The 14,226-nt window shown below is 45.9% G+C and carries 12 protein-coding genes; 5 read left to right on the plus strand and 7 right to left on the minus strand.

The features are described 5' to 3' along the window. Nucleotides 1–244: 244 nt before the first annotated feature. Nucleotides 245–1,132 (plus strand): DMT family transporter, encoded by an 888-nt coding sequence (locus tag QZ938_RS11105; RefSeq protein ID WP_293157141.1) that lies wholly within the window; start codon nucleotides 245–247, stop codon nucleotides 1,130–1,132. Nucleotides 1,133–1,256: 124 nt separating this feature from the next. Next, nucleotides 1,257–2,282 (plus strand): spermidine synthase, encoded by a 1,026-nt coding sequence (locus tag QZ938_RS11110; protein WP_293351497.1) that lies wholly within the window; start codon nucleotides 1,257–1,259, stop codon nucleotides 2,280–2,282. An 834-nt stretch (nucleotides 2,283–3,116) separates the two neighbouring features. On the opposite strand, the gene QZ938_RS11115 is transcribed toward QZ938_RS11110, so the two are convergent. The 3 genes from QZ938_RS11115 to QZ938_RS11125 form a co-directional block, all read right to left on the minus strand. Continuing rightward, nucleotides 3,117–3,545: a heavy metal-responsive transcriptional regulator gene (locus tag QZ938_RS11115; RefSeq protein WP_293351495.1), complete on the minus strand. Its 429-nt coding sequence runs from the start codon at nucleotides 3,543–3,545 to the stop codon at nucleotides 3,117–3,119. A gap of 116 nt (nucleotides 3,546–3,661) precedes the next feature. Further along, entirely contained in the window at nucleotides 3,662–3,958 is a 297-nt protein-coding gene (locus QZ938_RS11120) for a hypothetical protein (protein WP_293153991.1), read from the minus strand. Nucleotides 3,959–4,464: 506 nt separating this feature from the next. After that, the gene (locus QZ938_RS11125; RefSeq protein ID WP_293153989.1) at nucleotides 4,465–4,635 is read right to left on the minus strand and encodes a hypothetical protein; all 171 of its coding nucleotides are present in this window, start codon (nucleotides 4,633–4,635) and stop codon (nucleotides 4,465–4,467) included. A 158-nt stretch (nucleotides 4,636–4,793) separates the two neighbouring features. Here QZ938_RS11125 and QZ938_RS11130 point away from each other — a divergent pair, with 158 nt between their 5' ends. The 3 genes from QZ938_RS11130 (at nucleotide 4,794) to speA (ending at nucleotide 9,267) form a co-directional block, all read left to right on the plus strand. Then, nucleotides 4,794–5,384, plus strand: coding sequence for a DUF3611 family protein (locus tag QZ938_RS11130; protein ID WP_293153987.1), 591 nt, complete (start codon nucleotides 4,794–4,796; stop codon nucleotides 5,382–5,384). A 336-nt stretch (nucleotides 5,385–5,720) separates the two neighbouring features. Continuing rightward, nucleotides 5,721–6,863 carry a helix-turn-helix domain-containing protein gene (locus tag QZ938_RS11135; protein WP_293351493.1) on the plus strand — a complete coding sequence of 381 codons (1,143 nt, stop codon included), beginning with the start codon at nucleotides 5,721–5,723 and terminating at the stop codon, nucleotides 6,861–6,863. Between the two features lie 394 nt (nucleotides 6,864–7,257). Next, nucleotides 7,258–9,267, plus strand: a complete 2,010-nt coding sequence (speA, locus tag QZ938_RS11140; RefSeq protein WP_293351491.1) for a biosynthetic arginine decarboxylase — start codon at nucleotides 7,258–7,260, stop codon at nucleotides 9,265–9,267. Between the two features lie 409 nt (nucleotides 9,268–9,676). Here speA and QZ938_RS11145 read toward each other — a convergent pair whose 3' ends face one another. The 4 genes from QZ938_RS11145 to QZ938_RS11160 all read right to left on the minus strand — a co-directional run bounded on the left by QZ938_RS11145 (nucleotide 9,677) and on the right by QZ938_RS11160 (nucleotide 14,107). Then, the gene (locus tag QZ938_RS11145; protein ID WP_293332888.1) at nucleotides 9,677–10,840 is read right to left on the minus strand and encodes an NDP-sugar synthase; all 1,164 of its coding nucleotides are present in this window, start codon (nucleotides 10,838–10,840) and stop codon (nucleotides 9,677–9,679) included. Nucleotides 10,841–11,305: 465 nt separating this feature from the next. Next, nucleotides 11,306–12,118 (minus strand): segregation/condensation protein A, encoded by an 813-nt coding sequence (locus QZ938_RS11150; RefSeq protein ID WP_293351489.1) that lies wholly within the window; start codon nucleotides 12,116–12,118, stop codon nucleotides 11,306–11,308. A 556-nt stretch (nucleotides 12,119–12,674) separates the two neighbouring features. After that, nucleotides 12,675–13,049 (minus strand): LapA family protein, encoded by a 375-nt coding sequence (locus tag QZ938_RS11155; RefSeq protein WP_293153976.1) that lies wholly within the window; start codon nucleotides 13,047–13,049, stop codon nucleotides 12,675–12,677. 230 nt (nucleotides 13,050–13,279) lie between these two features. Further along, entirely contained in the window at nucleotides 13,280–14,107 is an 828-nt protein-coding gene (locus QZ938_RS11160) for a DUF3153 domain-containing protein (protein WP_293351487.1), read from the minus strand. Between the last annotated feature and the right edge of the window lie 119 nt (nucleotides 14,108–14,226).

A 14,226-nucleotide genomic window follows, 5' to 3' on the forward strand; every position in this document is an offset into this window, starting at 1 on the left:
GCAAGACTCTTTGTTATTCTAAATGTGAGGAAATGCTCAAGCATTCTATTAAATTATTAATACATTACTTGAAGTTTGACGATATTCCCATTCCTGGAGCATTCATACCTTGATTCAGCAACGCCTATTCAGAACGGGCAGGACGCCCACACAAGAAAGATTTTTTTTGACACACAATTTAAATGCAGAGCAGCTTAACTAATAACCAATAACCAATAACCAATAACCAATAACCAATAACTTTATGGGTGAAATCGCCGCTTTAGGTGCTGCATTTGTCTGGGCTCTATCTTCCACGATTTGGCAGCGAGTCGGACAGCAAATCCCGGCAGTTGTACTAAACTTGCTCAAAGGCGCGATCGCCCTGGTCATGCTTCTTGCCACCATACTAATTTTAGGTAAATCCTTACCAGCAGTCAACCCCAATATCTTAACAATGCTGCTCATCAGCGGCGCCCTAGGAATTGGCATCGGAGACACCGCTTTCTTTATCGTCTTAAAATATTTAGGCGCGAGGCGAGCGCTGCTTCTAGAAACCCTATCTCCGCCTTTGACAGCTTTATTCGGCTTGATATTTTTGCAAGAAAAGCTATCGCCTATTGCTTGTACAGGCATTCTTTTAACAATCTGCGGTGTAGCTTGGGTGATTGCCGAAAGAACAGCCGAAACAACAGCCGAAACAACCTTACCATCAAAACATCTTTGGCAAGGATTAGGCATTAGTTTATTAGGACAAACAGCCCACGCAGCCGGAGCAGTTTTATCCCGCGCTGCATTTGCTCAAATAGATATCGATCCCTTGTGGACAGCGGCTTTGCGTTTGAGCGGCGGTATGGCAGTCATGCTGTGCTTTCTCAACCCCACAAACCTTGGCACTTTGCAACAATTAAAAGCCCCAAAAATATTAGGTGCAATAATTTTAGCAGCTTTTTTGGGAACCTATCTCGGAATTTTCCTGCAACAGACTTCCCTGAAATATGCACCCGCAGCCATCGCTCAAGCACTGAGCTCTACAAGTCCCCTGTTTGTACTGCCTCTAGCCGTACTCGCCGGCGAAAAGGTTAGTTTTCGGGCTTTTGTGGGCGTGGTTTGTGCGATCGGCGGAATCGCGCTATTATTGGGTTTGAGGTGATTCGATTTTAGATTTTAGATTTTAGATTTGATATAAGTTCTCAACAATAATGAAACTATACGTCAGATCCCAACCACGATTTTAGTCATCAATTTTTAATCTCAAACGTCTAATTTAGAATACTATGAATTATGATACAGGCAAGCAAAACAATAACTATACCAATTTTCAACGAAATAACAGTATTCTTGTCCCCCCCCTTAGCAAGGGGGGGCTAGGGGGGGTCGAAGAGTGTTGCACAATTTTAGATAATTGGTATTATTTAGCAATTGCCAACCAAGAGATTGACTGGCTTAAAAAACAGCCAGACGGCATCATATTTCAACAAGATTCCGGCGACAGCATCGTAGCAATCAAAAAAGATAAATCATGCTTGCTCCTGGTTTTGGTAGATAGAGAAACTTTGACTACAAGTGTAGCTCAATCAATCCTCGACCTCAACAATCCACTTAAATTAATATTTCCATATTCCCAAGCAATGCTATTAGCATTACTCTGGCAAACTCAACCAAGAAATATTTATATAATCGGTTTTGGGGGTGGCACTCTTCCCAGAATTTTGCATCACTATTTCCCTAACGCGATAGTCGAATCTGCCGACATAGACGCAACAGTTGTCGAAGTTGCTCAAAAGTTTTTTGGCATTCAATTCAATGACAGACTAAAAGTAGCGATTCAAGATGGTCGTCAATATCTTGCCGAACAAAATCCCACGATAAAAAAAGATATAATTATTGTAGATGCTGGTTTTGGCAGCGGCTATATGCCCTATCCATTGGTGACACAAGAATTTTACCAACTCTGCAAAACGCACTTGTCACATACGGGCGTTGTAGCTATCCACCTATTCCACAAACAAGAGTTTAATGCAGCGGCGGTTAAAACAATTCAAACTGTGTTCGCACAAGTTTATATATGCAATTTAGATGCTGGCAATAGTATAGCATTCGCGACTAATGCTCCAGATTTAGCTAGAAGTGAATTTTTTTTGAAAGCCGAACTTATTCAAGATTTCCACAAGTTAGAATTTTCCTTAGTAGAAATGTCGCTTCAGCTCAAAACATTAGCGGAATTGCCGGAATGGCTGAAAATTTGGGAAACGCTACCAATTTTTACAGATGCTGCAATGCCTAGGAAATATTTGGACTGAGCGAAAAATCAAACTAAGGAATGAGAATTAAATAACAACTTACAATTTTTATTGTTCTTGTGAGACGGGCGTCCCGCTCATGCTTTCTGGACGGGCGAGACGCCCATCCCACAAATATGTGTAAATTATTTAATTCGCGAGCCTGAGCATGAAAATTTCTGGCTACAATCCTAAATTTTAAGTAGAATGAAATAGATATACCCTTTCTCACAAAGATCAGGTATGACTGAGAGCTTACATAACTACCCAGAGAAAGAGGGCCCAAGCCCAACAACGTCCGTGAATCTTTCTGAGAACCGCTATAGTTGTGTTCTCAAATATTAGACTTGAATTGCAAAAATCGGAAAACACCCTGAAATTATCTGCGTCGATCTGTGTTGCATCTGTCTGACATCTGCGGTTGAAGGAGCGATCGAAGACTTATGCAATCTTGTCTAATATAGCGGTTGTCAAGCGTGGTGAGATACGGATTCCAATCCAATGCCCTATTCCCTATTCCCTATTCCCTCTTCCATAAGAGCACCGCACTGTTACACCAGAAAGGCCATAAATTACTTGACACTGCAATGGTGGCGGTGTACTATATAAGTAGTACACATAAATAAAAACATGAGACTAAAAAGTTGGGAGTCTCCCCGCAGCGAGGGCAGAAACTCCAAAGGCAAAGGCGGATCGGCCAGGGCTCGACAGCTCAAAAAGCAACAGCAAACTCTCCGAAAACAGTTAAAAGCTCAGCACGATCGCCAAAACGATCGCCCACCAAACCACAAACCAAACAACAAAGGGAAGGAAACCGATAATTCCTTCCCTTTTTTTGTATCTTTCTGCCGTTGCTCAATCCCGCTGAATGTTCGGACAAATGGTGCGAGTAATACACTCCGGGGAGGGTTGCTCTTGCCAGCGGTTGAGAATTCCTTGCAATTCCCCTTTCAAAGTTTCTAACGCTGCAATTTGCCCGGAAATTGCCTCAACCTTCGCCGTTAGATGCTGCTTCGCTTCAGAGCAAGGCAACTCTCCCCGATCGCGAACTTGTAAAATATCCTTAATCTCCTGAAGGCTCAAACCCAGAGCCTGAGATCGTTTAATAAACGCCAACCTGTTGAATACCGCTTCCCCAAACAAGCGATAACCAGCCGGCGAGCGCTCTACCGCCGGAGACAACAAGCCCATCTCGTCATAGTAACGAACAGTTTTCACCGATAAACCGCTACAACCCGCTACAGAGCCAATTTTGTACAGTTTCTCGGCAACAGTAATATTCATAAACGAAGCCTCAAAGATCGAAGATCGAAAGACTTTTTTGATCCTATGTTTAGTATTGGCTCAGATGCAGAGTGGCGCGATCGCCACCTCACCCCCGTCGCCGTTGCCCGCTAATCTTAATAAGGAGGATTTTTCTTAGACACGTTGTTGAGCGTCGGCAACTGAGGTCGAGAAGACTGAGGAGGAAGATAGTATTCGGCAGCAGGGGCGGGCTGTTCGCCTCCAGAGCGGTAAACTTGCCACCAACGGAGACCCATCGCTACCCCAGCAGTACCCAGCCCAAAAGCCAATAAAGAACCGCTCGCACCAATGCTGCCTATGGCTGCATCGACAAGGCCCACTGTCACAACGAAGCTGGTAATTGGCTCTCTACGGTAAGCTGACTTCAAAAGTCGCGTCCACGAAGCATTCATTTGGTTTTACTCTGTTCTATATTTATTCAATCTCTAAAACTTAGAGTTGGCGGTGCGATCGGGATTTCTAGCTTTAAAACTAGCTTCACCTCAATTAATCTTCTCGCCTGTCGGGAATTGTACGGGAGCGAGGCCAAATTGCCAAGCTTGCCCCATCAAAATTTCATCCGACATACAAACCCAAAGCTAGCTCTTGCATTCTTTAAACCGATGTTTCTCGATCGACAAGTCGCTGGGCTTGATTTCTAACTAATATTCTAATCAATTCGCGAAGTGGTCGCGGTCAGCAGGGTGACACCCTTGCGGGTGACAGTCCATACAAAATATGAGGTTGACCCGCCCAAAAACGGGTACAAGCCATCAACGCTCGCTTAGGGTCAATCCCCAAATTTTAGACTCCTGTTCCTTTTCCCAGATAAACCTGTGGCATCAAATGTAAAATCGTTCGACGCTCGCACTAGCCGAAGTCTAAAATCTAAAATCTACTGACCGCGCCCTTGCTAAAATTAGTTGAGACCTAACCAGGCCAGCAACCCCTGCCCTGTGACATACTCGATAATTAAAGTTAGGGAAAAACCAATCATCGCGGCTCGACCGTTCAGGCGTTCCGCGTAGCTGTTGAAGCCAAACTTTGGTTGATCCAGTTTGGGAGTGACGGTAGGTTGTAGTTGTGTCATTGCTTTGGATACCTTGCGATCGACGCTAGTGAAATCGAATGTTAGTTACAAATCTTAAACATTTCTGCTTCCATTATAAGGAGGGTTAACCGCCATCAACCGTCCACGCTAAAAAAACTGTTGCCAATTAAAGCCACTCAATTATATCCGTTCAAAATATGACTAATCAGTTAGATAACGATAAGCTTCCGGTAGCTGCACAGCGAGTTGCCTTTGCCCTTCGGACAGCAGGCTGGGTGTGCTTCTGGGTACAGTCAGTGCTGGCGGTGGTAGCGACGATTATTTTGCTCTTTGCCATTCCCTTTGCTATCCCGAGCGCCACTGCGCCTGGGAGTTCAACCAGTGCCGGCACCGGCGGCGGCGTCTTTTTTGCTCTTTGCGGGCTGGCCGTGCTCGGTTACAGCGTGTATCGCGCTTTCCGTTTCACCCGCTTGTCGAGAGAATTGCGATCGCCCGCCAACGCTGTCCGCCCCAAAAAAGCAGACACGATCAAACAAGTGCAGTTGACACTGATGAGCAACTTATCAGGAATGCTGCTGACACTAATCGGCGCAGAAGCTATCAGCGGCACGCTGTTAGCCAAATCTTTAGCTCAGCCGCAAGCTTTGTTCGGTGCGGCAGTAGATTTCAGCAGATTTATTCAGCCTTTAGACATATTTGTGGTGCTAGCCAATACTCACGCGACTGTTGCCCACTTTGTCGGGATTATCGGTGCTCTTTGGTTGCTCGATCGCATCCACAAGCAATAGAAAATGGGAATTGTTCAACAGTTGACAGTTGACAGTTGACAGTTGACAGTTTGAGAGCTACCTCTACCATTAAGTCCGAGGAATCGAGTAATGAATAGTCTGATTTTAATTTCTCCCGAGCAGGCGGGCGGGCTTTCGACCAATACTTTCTGGTAATTGGTAATTGGTAATTGAGAATGGGTATTCTCTCCCAATCTCCCCCTCTCCCAATCTCCCCCTCTCCCCGACTATCCCACCTCCCGGACTATCCCACTATCCCCCAAGTGGCATCCGGAATCACTGCCAAGCTTTAGAAGAACGTACTCAGATACCTTCTAGCAAGACAACACAAACATCATGGCACTGAAACCCGAGGCTTATTTTGGGGTGACAGATCACGCAACTATTGAAATTTCTCAAGAAAGTTTTCGTTCTGTTCTCGGTCAAATAGAAGCTGAACTCCTCTGTAGCGACACCTACAGCCAAGCTCTAGCTAGCTTGCAAACCATGTTGGGCGAAGCAGCATCTGCTGCCGAAATTTTAATTAGAGCAGTTAGCAGAGAAGCAGTCAAGCTCGCATTCGATCGATTTCCCAAACCAAACAAAACGGAAATACAAGTCGTCCAAGAGAGTGTCGCGGCTCCAAGTGACACCGCATCCTATGTCAAAGAAGAAGAGCCACCAGTACCTGCTCCTGTTTTCTATTGGCGCAGTGCTACTGTGGAAGCTCCTGTTGCAACAGAGTCCGAGACTGAAAATTGCGATCGAGATTCTAACACTTTAGAAGAAAACAAAGAAGCACTCAAAGACGAAATTAAAGTCGATTCGGCTGCACCTGCAACTGTCATCGCCCCCGCTAAATCCTTCCCAGGGTTTGGTTTTCCCAAGAAGGAGAAAAAACTTACCAAGGAAGAGGAAGCAGCTTTAGCAGTTCAAGAGCGAGAAGAGTGCCTGCGGGAGTTGGGTAGAGAGTTGCGTAAGGGACGGCAAATTCGATCGCTATCCATCCAGCAAGTCCACAGTCAAACTCTCGTGCCGCTGCACCACATCGAAGCGATCGAAAATGGGGAAATCGACAAACTGCCCCAAGATATTTACGTTAGAGGTTTTATCCGCAGATTGGGCGACGCCTTAGGGCTAGACGGCACCGCGATGGCGAATGCTTTGCCAAAACCCGCTCCAAGTCCAATCATTCCCAGTACCTATTTGTCTGCTTCCAACTCCGACTCCGGCGAAGGCTTTCAAATGAGTCCGGTGCATTTGTACATCGGCTACACTGCTTTGATGGCTGGGGCGATAGGGGGTGTGGGTTGGTTGTCGCAGCAACCCGTTGTACCTGGGGCCAATGCAGTGGAGCCACAGGTGACACCGCCCGCTTCTGTTGCACCGTCTCCAAAAAGCCAAGAAAAAGCGCCTCAACCGGGCTTGAAGAAGTCTAAGAGTCACGGGGGGCTGATTATGGGGGCTGACATGGCACCGCCGGAGGTGATTTTTGGTTAGATTGCAATACGCGATTGTCAGTTTTCTTTGGGAGAAACGAACCAATCGCAGTATCTTTTGTTCGCAGGGTTTTGCAGGTGAAACTTTCTTAACTGTACTGGGCGAGAGTGTGTCGGGCGATCGATCGCCCGACAAGACTCTTGGCGCAGGTGAACTCGGAAACTGAGTTTCCAAGTTCACCCACATGGGATACACAGCTTGAAGACATGAGTCGTCGAGAGAAATCGCAGTTGAAATTTTAGTTCAATCCCCACTTTCATCTATGTGTGGAGTCAAATCTCAAATGTCAAATCGCTCAGCCTTGCACCCAAAGTGAATTTTCAACTACATCAGGAAACCCAATATTTGCGATAAACTATCTATTTGACCAGTCCTAAAAGAGGTTTCCGATAAGATGAGTTCACCAGCCACCGCTGCTTCCTCCGATATCGAGCCGCTATCGACTCAGCCACAAACAGTCACGAGTTTGACTGTATCGCACAGTGCTTTGGTAGCTGCTGCTCAAGTGCCACAAAAATCTTGGACAATAGAAGATAGCGAGAAACTGTACCGAATTCAAGGTTGGGGCGAACCCTATTTTTCGATTAATGCTGCCGGTCACGTTACAGTCTCTCCCAAGGGCGATCGCGGCGGTTCCCTCGACTTGTGCGAACTGGTAGAATCGCTCAAGCAGCGAAATTTGGCTTTGCCGCTGCTAATTCGATTTTCTGATATTTTGGAAGACCGGATCGATCGCCTCAATTCCTGTTTTGCCAGAGCGATCGCCCGCTACAATTACAAAAATGTCTATCGCGGTGTTTTTCCAGTCAAATGCAACCAGCACCGACAATTAATTCAAGATTTGGTGCGTTTCGGTCAACCCCATCACTTCGGACTGGAAGCCGGATCTAAACCAGAATTAATGATAGCTTTGGCGACCTTAAAAACTCCAGGGGCTTTGTTAATTTGTAATGGTTACAAAGACCGCGAATACATAGAAACCGCCATTTTAGCGCAGCGGCTGGGTCAAACGGCCGTAATTGTGCTAGAGCAAATTGAGGAAGTAGAACTCGCAATCGCCGCGAGCATTGCATTAGGAATTAAACCGATTTTGGGAGTGCGAGCCAAACTCACTACCAAAGGTGTTGGCCGCTGGGGAGGTTCCACGGGCGATCGGGCAAAATTTGGCTTGACAATTCCTGAAATTATCCGCGCAGTCGGCGAACTAGAAAAAGCTGGAATGCTCGACTGTTTGCAGTTAATGCACTTCCACATCGGCTCTCAAATTTCCTCAATTAGCGTCATCAAAGATGCCATTCGAGAAGCCAGCCACATCTATGTAGAATTGGCTAAATTGGGAGCTAACATGAAATATTTGGACGTAGGGGGCGGGCTCGGCGTTGACTACGACGGCTCTAAAACCAACTTCCACGCTTCCAAAAACTACAATATGCAAAACTACGCCAACGACGTAGTAGCGGGAGTTAAAGATGCCTGTGACGAGCGGAAAATTCCTGTGCCAATTATCATTAGCGAAAGCGGGCGGGCGATCGCATCTCACCAATCAGTCCTAGTTTTTGACGTACTCGGGACTAGCGATGTTCCCAGAGAAGTACCAGAACCGGTAGACGAAAACGCGCACCAAATTCCGCGCAATCTCTACGAAATTTACCAATCTATCACTCCCGAAAATTACCAAGAAGTCTATCACGATGCTATCCAATTCAAGGAAGAAGCAGTCAGTTTATTTAACTTAGGCTATCTAGGAATTGCGGAACGGGCGAAAACCGAACAGTTGTACTGGGCTTGCTGCGATAAAATACAGACAATCGCGCGGCAAAAAGACTATGTATCGGAAGATTTGGAAGACTTAGAAAAGGTGATGGCGTCCATTTATTACATCAACTTATCTGTTTTTCAGTCAGTGCCAGACAGTTGGGCTATTAACCAATTGTTTCCTATTATGCCAATTAACCGGCTCGATGAAGAACCGACTCAGCGCGGTATTTTAGCAGATCTTACCTGCGACAGCGACGGCAAAATCGACCAATTTATCGATTTGCGAGATGTCAAGTCAGTTCTGGAACTGCATACAATCAAACCTGGAGAACCTTACTATTTAGCGCTGTTTTTGGGAGGTGCTTATCAAGAAATTATGGGCAACCTTCACAACTTATTCGGCGATGCAAATACGGTTCACATTCAGCTCACTCCTTCGGGATATCATATTGAACACGTTGTGAAGGGAGACACGATGAAAGAAGTACTCAGCTACGTACAGTACGATGCAGAAAGTTTGGTTGAAAGCATCCGCCGTCAGACAGAATCAGCTTTGCAGCAAAATAAAATTACTCTTTCGGAGGCTCAACTTTTACTGCAAAATTATGAGCGGAGTCTCACCCAATATACTTATTTGCAGTCTTAGTCAGTGGGCAGTTGGCAGTTGGCAGTTGGCAGTTGGCAGTAGTCAGTAGTCAGTAGTCATGGCTGTTTCATTCTCTTGTAGGGGCCGCCCCCCGTGGCTGCCCCAATCTCTGAAACACGCACAAAATCGTGGACAGGGAGGGCCCGCACGGGGAGTAGGGGTCGCACCGCCCCTACAAAACGATTATTTACCTGAGAATGAAACAGCCCTGGTCATTAGTCATTAGTCATTAGTCATTTGTTAACTGTTAACTGTTAACAAATGACTGTCAACTGTCATTAGTTGATAACTGATGACTAATGACTGACTAGGTAGAGTGCAAACGGAGAACTTTAGCAATTACCAATGCCCAATGCCCAATGCCCAATTCCCAATGCCCAATGCCCAATTCCCAATTCCCAATTACCAATTAGTCAGCAGTGCTGAGAATATCTGCGATCGCCCGTCGCTCTTCTCCTAGTATATTTGGTAACACTTGACGGGCATCAGTAATCAGCCAATCGAGAGCCGCCGCTTGCAAATCGATCGACGCGCCAGTTTTGTCAACGCAGTAGCGCCCGAACACCAGTTTGTCAACCAATCGCACCTCCGGCCCCAAACGGGAATACTCAAAAATCACGCTGTTTTCTACAGTCGCCCCGCTGCAAAGCCAACAATTAGGGCCGATCATTGTCGGGCCGACAATTTTTGCTCCGTCTTCAATTTTCGTCATCGCACCAATGTAAACAGGCCCGGTAATATCAACTTTGTCCCAGTTGACAGCTACATTCAAGCCAGCGTAAACGCCGGGGCGCACTTCAACGCCCGGAATCGAAACATTTTTAATTTCTCCCAACAGCACGCTCTGAATTGCCCGCCAATAGTCAGGAACTTTCCCGATATCTACCCACTCGAAGTCCATGCTAATGCCGTAAAAAGGCGCGCCTGCTGCGACCAGCTTGGGAAATAACTGCGAACCTATATCATATTCCGTATCAGCGGGAATATAATTGAATATTTCCGGTTCAAAAATATAAATACCAGTGTTGATGTCGGTACTCAGAGCTTCCTCTACAGAAGGTTTTTCTTGGAAATCTTTAATTCTGCCAGAATCGTCTGTTACCACCACTCCATAACTGGGAACCTCATCGCGGGGAACAGATTTCATTACAATAGTAGCGATCGCCCCTTTTTCTTTGTGCCACTTCACAGCAGCAGTCAAGTCCAAGTCTATCAAAGCGTCGCCGCACAGAACCACAAAAGTATCGTCAAAAAACGGCGAGAAGTCCTGAATTCGCCTCATACCGCCAGCAGAACCGACGGCTTCTCCAATCATTTGTCCGTCTTCAATCCGCCCTTCAAAAGAATAGCCAATTTGTACTCCAAACTTTTGACCGTCGCGGAAGTAGTTTTCAATTACATCTGCTAAGTGGGAAACATTGACCATAATCTGGTCAAATCCGTGCTGGCGGAGTAATTCAACCAAAAATTCCATCACTGGCTTTTGCAGGATCGGAATCATCGGTTTTGGTGTCGTGTGAGTAATTGGACGGACGCGAGTGCCTTTACCGGCCGCCAGAATCATCGCTTTCATTACTAATTCCTCAACCCTCTGTTAATTAATATCAACTCAACAATTAGATGCTAGCGGTTGCGATCGATTCGATCGCAGCACCATCCTTACCCCGCCCAAAAACGGGTATAAGCCCCTGACGCGAGCGTCAGGCTCGATTTCAAAATTTTAGACTCTAGTTCCAGCTCCCTGATTCACTGCGCTGCAAGTCAATCTAAAACTTGTACTGAGCCAAGTCGAAGTATGTCAAATCTAAAATGGAGAATCGACTGACCTGTTTATAGGCGATATCCTAGCAGGCTATCAATCATTTATCCTCAATTTGCCTGGATTTAACCAACCAGAAATCAGAAATCAGAAATCAGAAATAATCTCAAGTCCGGGTAAATGTACCTAAAAGTCCTCTGAAGGCAGGTTCGTCCGACAGTCAAGAGTTCCAAAGACTGGTAAACCCGCCCCAGAAGCCTATTTGATGCACATCCAAGCTCAAAGCGCCCGGATTTTGAGGTCTTGGTAAAACTCCTCTTGAAGCAACTCTACTTTAGACTGAGCCGAGAGCAGCAACAACGCCCAAAAAACACCCACGCGGTCATAGTTTGGTAAATGAACTTCCTCAGTCGATAGCGGGGGGTCGGGGTGGGAAGAGGAGTTAAAACCGTGATGGTGCCAGAGTTCCAGCAATTTGTCCAAGTCGAGCCAACCCTCGTCAATTTCCTGGCCCCGTTCTGCCAGAAATCGATCGAGCTCGCTAGCAGTTTCCACGAGATTTTCTTGGTGAGCTAGCTCAAAGATAGCCTGGGCAGCTTGCGATCGCATTTTTGAAGTCGGGCGGCGCCGGGGGGCAACAGTCTGCTCCATCGCAGCTTTCATCAACTGCAACTGCTCGATTAGTTCTGGGAGAGTCACCGGGCGTTTTTGTGGCAGTTGAGCTACACCGCGACGGCGCAGTTGTCGCTCCAGATGCTGCGGCAAATGTCGCCCTCCTGAGTGCTCTGTGTCTTCGAGGGCTGCTTCATCCAATTCGGGATTCGGCGGGGGTTCTGAGAGGACAATACTTTCTGCTTTGAGCAAAACCAGCATTGAAGCGTACAAAAACGCTTGGCCGGAGTGGGACAAATCGGAGAAATCCGAACTCTGATCGGCATCAGAGGCGTTGGTCAGCTTGCTCAAACATCGATCGAACACTTCAATTACCTTAACGTCCCAAGGATCGATTTCTCCCCGTTCTGCTAAATCAATTAAAATTGCGATCCCCTCAGAAATCGTTTCTAAACCATCTTGGTCTCTGGAAACAACCATTAGATTTTAGATTTTAGATTTTAGATTTATGGCTGATATCATGTCCGGTCGATTGACCGCAATAAGTAAGGTTTGTAGTGCGGACTTTAGTCCGCCACTTGAGAGCGGACTAAAGTCCGCACTACAAACCGTTTTTATGATAGTAATTTACCGGACATGATATGATATAGCCTTTCTCAAAAAGATGAGGTACGACTGACAGCTTACATAACCAGTTCCACTAAGAGGGCCCAAGCCCAACAACGTCCGCGAATCTTTCTGAAAACCGCTATACACTCACCTACAAATAAATAGGCTTGCTTGAACAGTTGACAGTTGACAGTTGGCAGTTGACAGTTTGAGAGTGACCTCTACCCTTAAGCCCGAGGATTAGAGTAATTAATAATCTGATGTTAATTTCTCCCGCTCCGGCTTGGGGCTTTCAACCAATTATTTGTGGTTAGGTGTTGTCGGAAAAACCGTATAGGTTTCTAACCAATCGTGGGTGCAGAACTGAGATTTGAGATTTGCCCTCGCCACAAACCAGAGAGGAACTCAATTTAATTACCAGATACATTTACCCAGCTTTGACCTCGGCTGCTGCTGTTCCTAAACTTGTCAGTTCTGCACTTTCTAACAAAGGTTGTTTTGCTTCTACTTCTGCTTTATAGCGTTCGATATCTTGTTGTAACTCCTGAATTTGCTGCTCTTTTTCGCGAACTTGGCGGATTTCTTGGCGAGAGGCGAGGGTTCGCTGCATTCTCGACCACAAACTGAACAGCCACGCTAAAACAGCTCCCAATCCTGTCGCTACAATTAGTTCTACACACAGCGGGGCTTTAACTTGGACGCCTTTAATAATTTGAACGGTGGTCGGCTCTGTATTTTCGATGCTGAACAATACTAGAGCCAAGCAAATCAGAAAGATGAAGAAGAAATTTAGCGATCGCATTTTCTCTGTTCCTAATTCTCAATTCCGGTAAAGCAAATTGTTTGCTATTTGTCAATATCTTTTAGCAGATGCGGCCTGTTTGTATTAATAATATCAAGTCTGGTCAATTAATCATTGTATACGGCGACTCAATTCACAAAAAATCCGATCGCATCTTGATAATGCCCCCTTGGATGACCAAAAGTTCAGTCATCCAAGTGCGACCTCCAATTGAGAAACAGATTACAGATTTAGGCTTGACCGATATTTTGCGGTTGCTTACCGATTCCCAGTGCTGGCAATAGTTTATATTTTACAGCAAAGCCCGCCGCCATAAATAAGGCAATAATCAGCGCTCCAATTCCTACGGGACTTGGAATCCAGAATGTCGCCTCCAAATAGTTAACTTCTCCGGGTTTCAGCTTCCAAACTAACTGCTTTCCCTGCTGGTAGCTTTGGGGAACCAGCGCACCGGCGACAGTAGTTGAAATATTTTCGGCACCCCAGGGCGTGTTCAAGCTAAAGTCTAGCTCCAAAAGTCCCCCCGGATTCAGCAGAGGACTGCCGTTTGAGGAAACCAGAGCCAGAGAGCGCAAATCCAATTCCAAACTTAACCGATTTCGCAGCACCAACAACAAATTATTCTGCTTGACACTCAGATGAGATTCAAACTTGGGCAAATCGGTTTCTAGGGGACTTGCGACGCGAGATTTTGCAGTTTTTGCGATCGGATTGTAAAATTGGTTGAACTTGTCTTCTAATTCGGCTCCATTATTGAATGGAATCGTCACTATAACTTCTCTCTCAGAAAGCCGTTTAGTTTTTCCGTCGAGGAATCTCGCCCGCTTTTCTACACTTTTCAACCAATCTCCAACTGTTTCGCTGCTGAAGCTTGTTAACCTTTCGCCCAGTTTAATGTGCTGCACGATTGCGCCGTGAGTTTGACTGTCAAAGTTGACTCCGACATCGTACTGAACGCATCCAGTCACTAAATTTAAAATGCAAAAAACCAAAGGTAAAAGAAAGAAAAAGTGCTTTTTCTTCTTCCCAGTTCCATCCTTGACATTTTGCTCTTTCATCTTTATTCCCCTGTTTTTCCCTATTTGCATGAATTAGCAAACCCAAGTTTGTAGTGAGGACTTTAGTCCTTCTTGACTCAACTAGGATAAGAGGACTAAAGTCCTTACTACAAACCAAG

The sequence above is a fragment of the Microcoleus sp. CAWBG27 genome (assembly GCF_020883145.1).
Taxonomy (GTDB): domain Bacteria; phylum Cyanobacteriota; class Cyanobacteriia; order Cyanobacteriales; family Microcoleaceae; genus Microcoleus.

Coding starts and splice junctions, on each gene's coding strand:
- QZ938_RS11145 (WP_293332888.1), bottom strand. CDS start 10,840: ATGAAAGCGATGATTCTGGCGGCCGGTAAAGGCACTCGCGTCCGTCCA.
- QZ938_RS11115 (WP_293351495.1), bottom strand. CDS start 3,545: ATGAATATTACTGTTGCCGAGAAACTGTACAAAATTGGCTCTGTAGCG.
- QZ938_RS11130 (WP_293153987.1), top strand. CDS start 4,794: ATGACTAATCAGTTAGATAACGATAAGCTTCCGGTAGCTGCACAGCGA.
- QZ938_RS11150 (WP_293351489.1), bottom strand. CDS start 12,118: ATGGTTGTTTCCAGAGACCAAGATGGTTTAGAAACGATTTCTGAGGGG.
- QZ938_RS11125 (WP_293153989.1), bottom strand. CDS start 4,635: ATGACACAACTACAACCTACCGTCACTCCCAAACTGGATCAACCAAAG.
- QZ938_RS11135 (WP_293351493.1), top strand. CDS start 5,721: ATGGCACTGAAACCCGAGGCTTATTTTGGGGTGACAGATCACGCAACT.
- QZ938_RS11155 (WP_293153976.1), bottom strand. CDS start 13,049: ATGCGATCGCTAAATTTCTTCTTCATCTTTCTGATTTGCTTGGCTCTA.
- speA (WP_293351491.1), top strand. CDS start 7,258: ATGAGTTCACCAGCCACCGCTGCTTCCTCCGATATCGAGCCGCTATCG.
- QZ938_RS11160 (WP_293351487.1), bottom strand. CDS start 14,107: ATGAAAGAGCAAAATGTCAAGGATGGAACTGGGAAGAAGAAAAAGCAC.
- QZ938_RS11105 (WP_293157141.1), top strand. CDS start 245: ATGGGTGAAATCGCCGCTTTAGGTGCTGCATTTGTCTGGGCTCTATCT.
- QZ938_RS11110 (WP_293351497.1), top strand. CDS start 1,257: ATGAATTATGATACAGGCAAGCAAAACAATAACTATACCAATTTTCAA.
- QZ938_RS11120 (WP_293153991.1), bottom strand. CDS start 3,958: ATGAATGCTTCGTGGACGCGACTTTTGAAGTCAGCTTACCGTAGAGAG.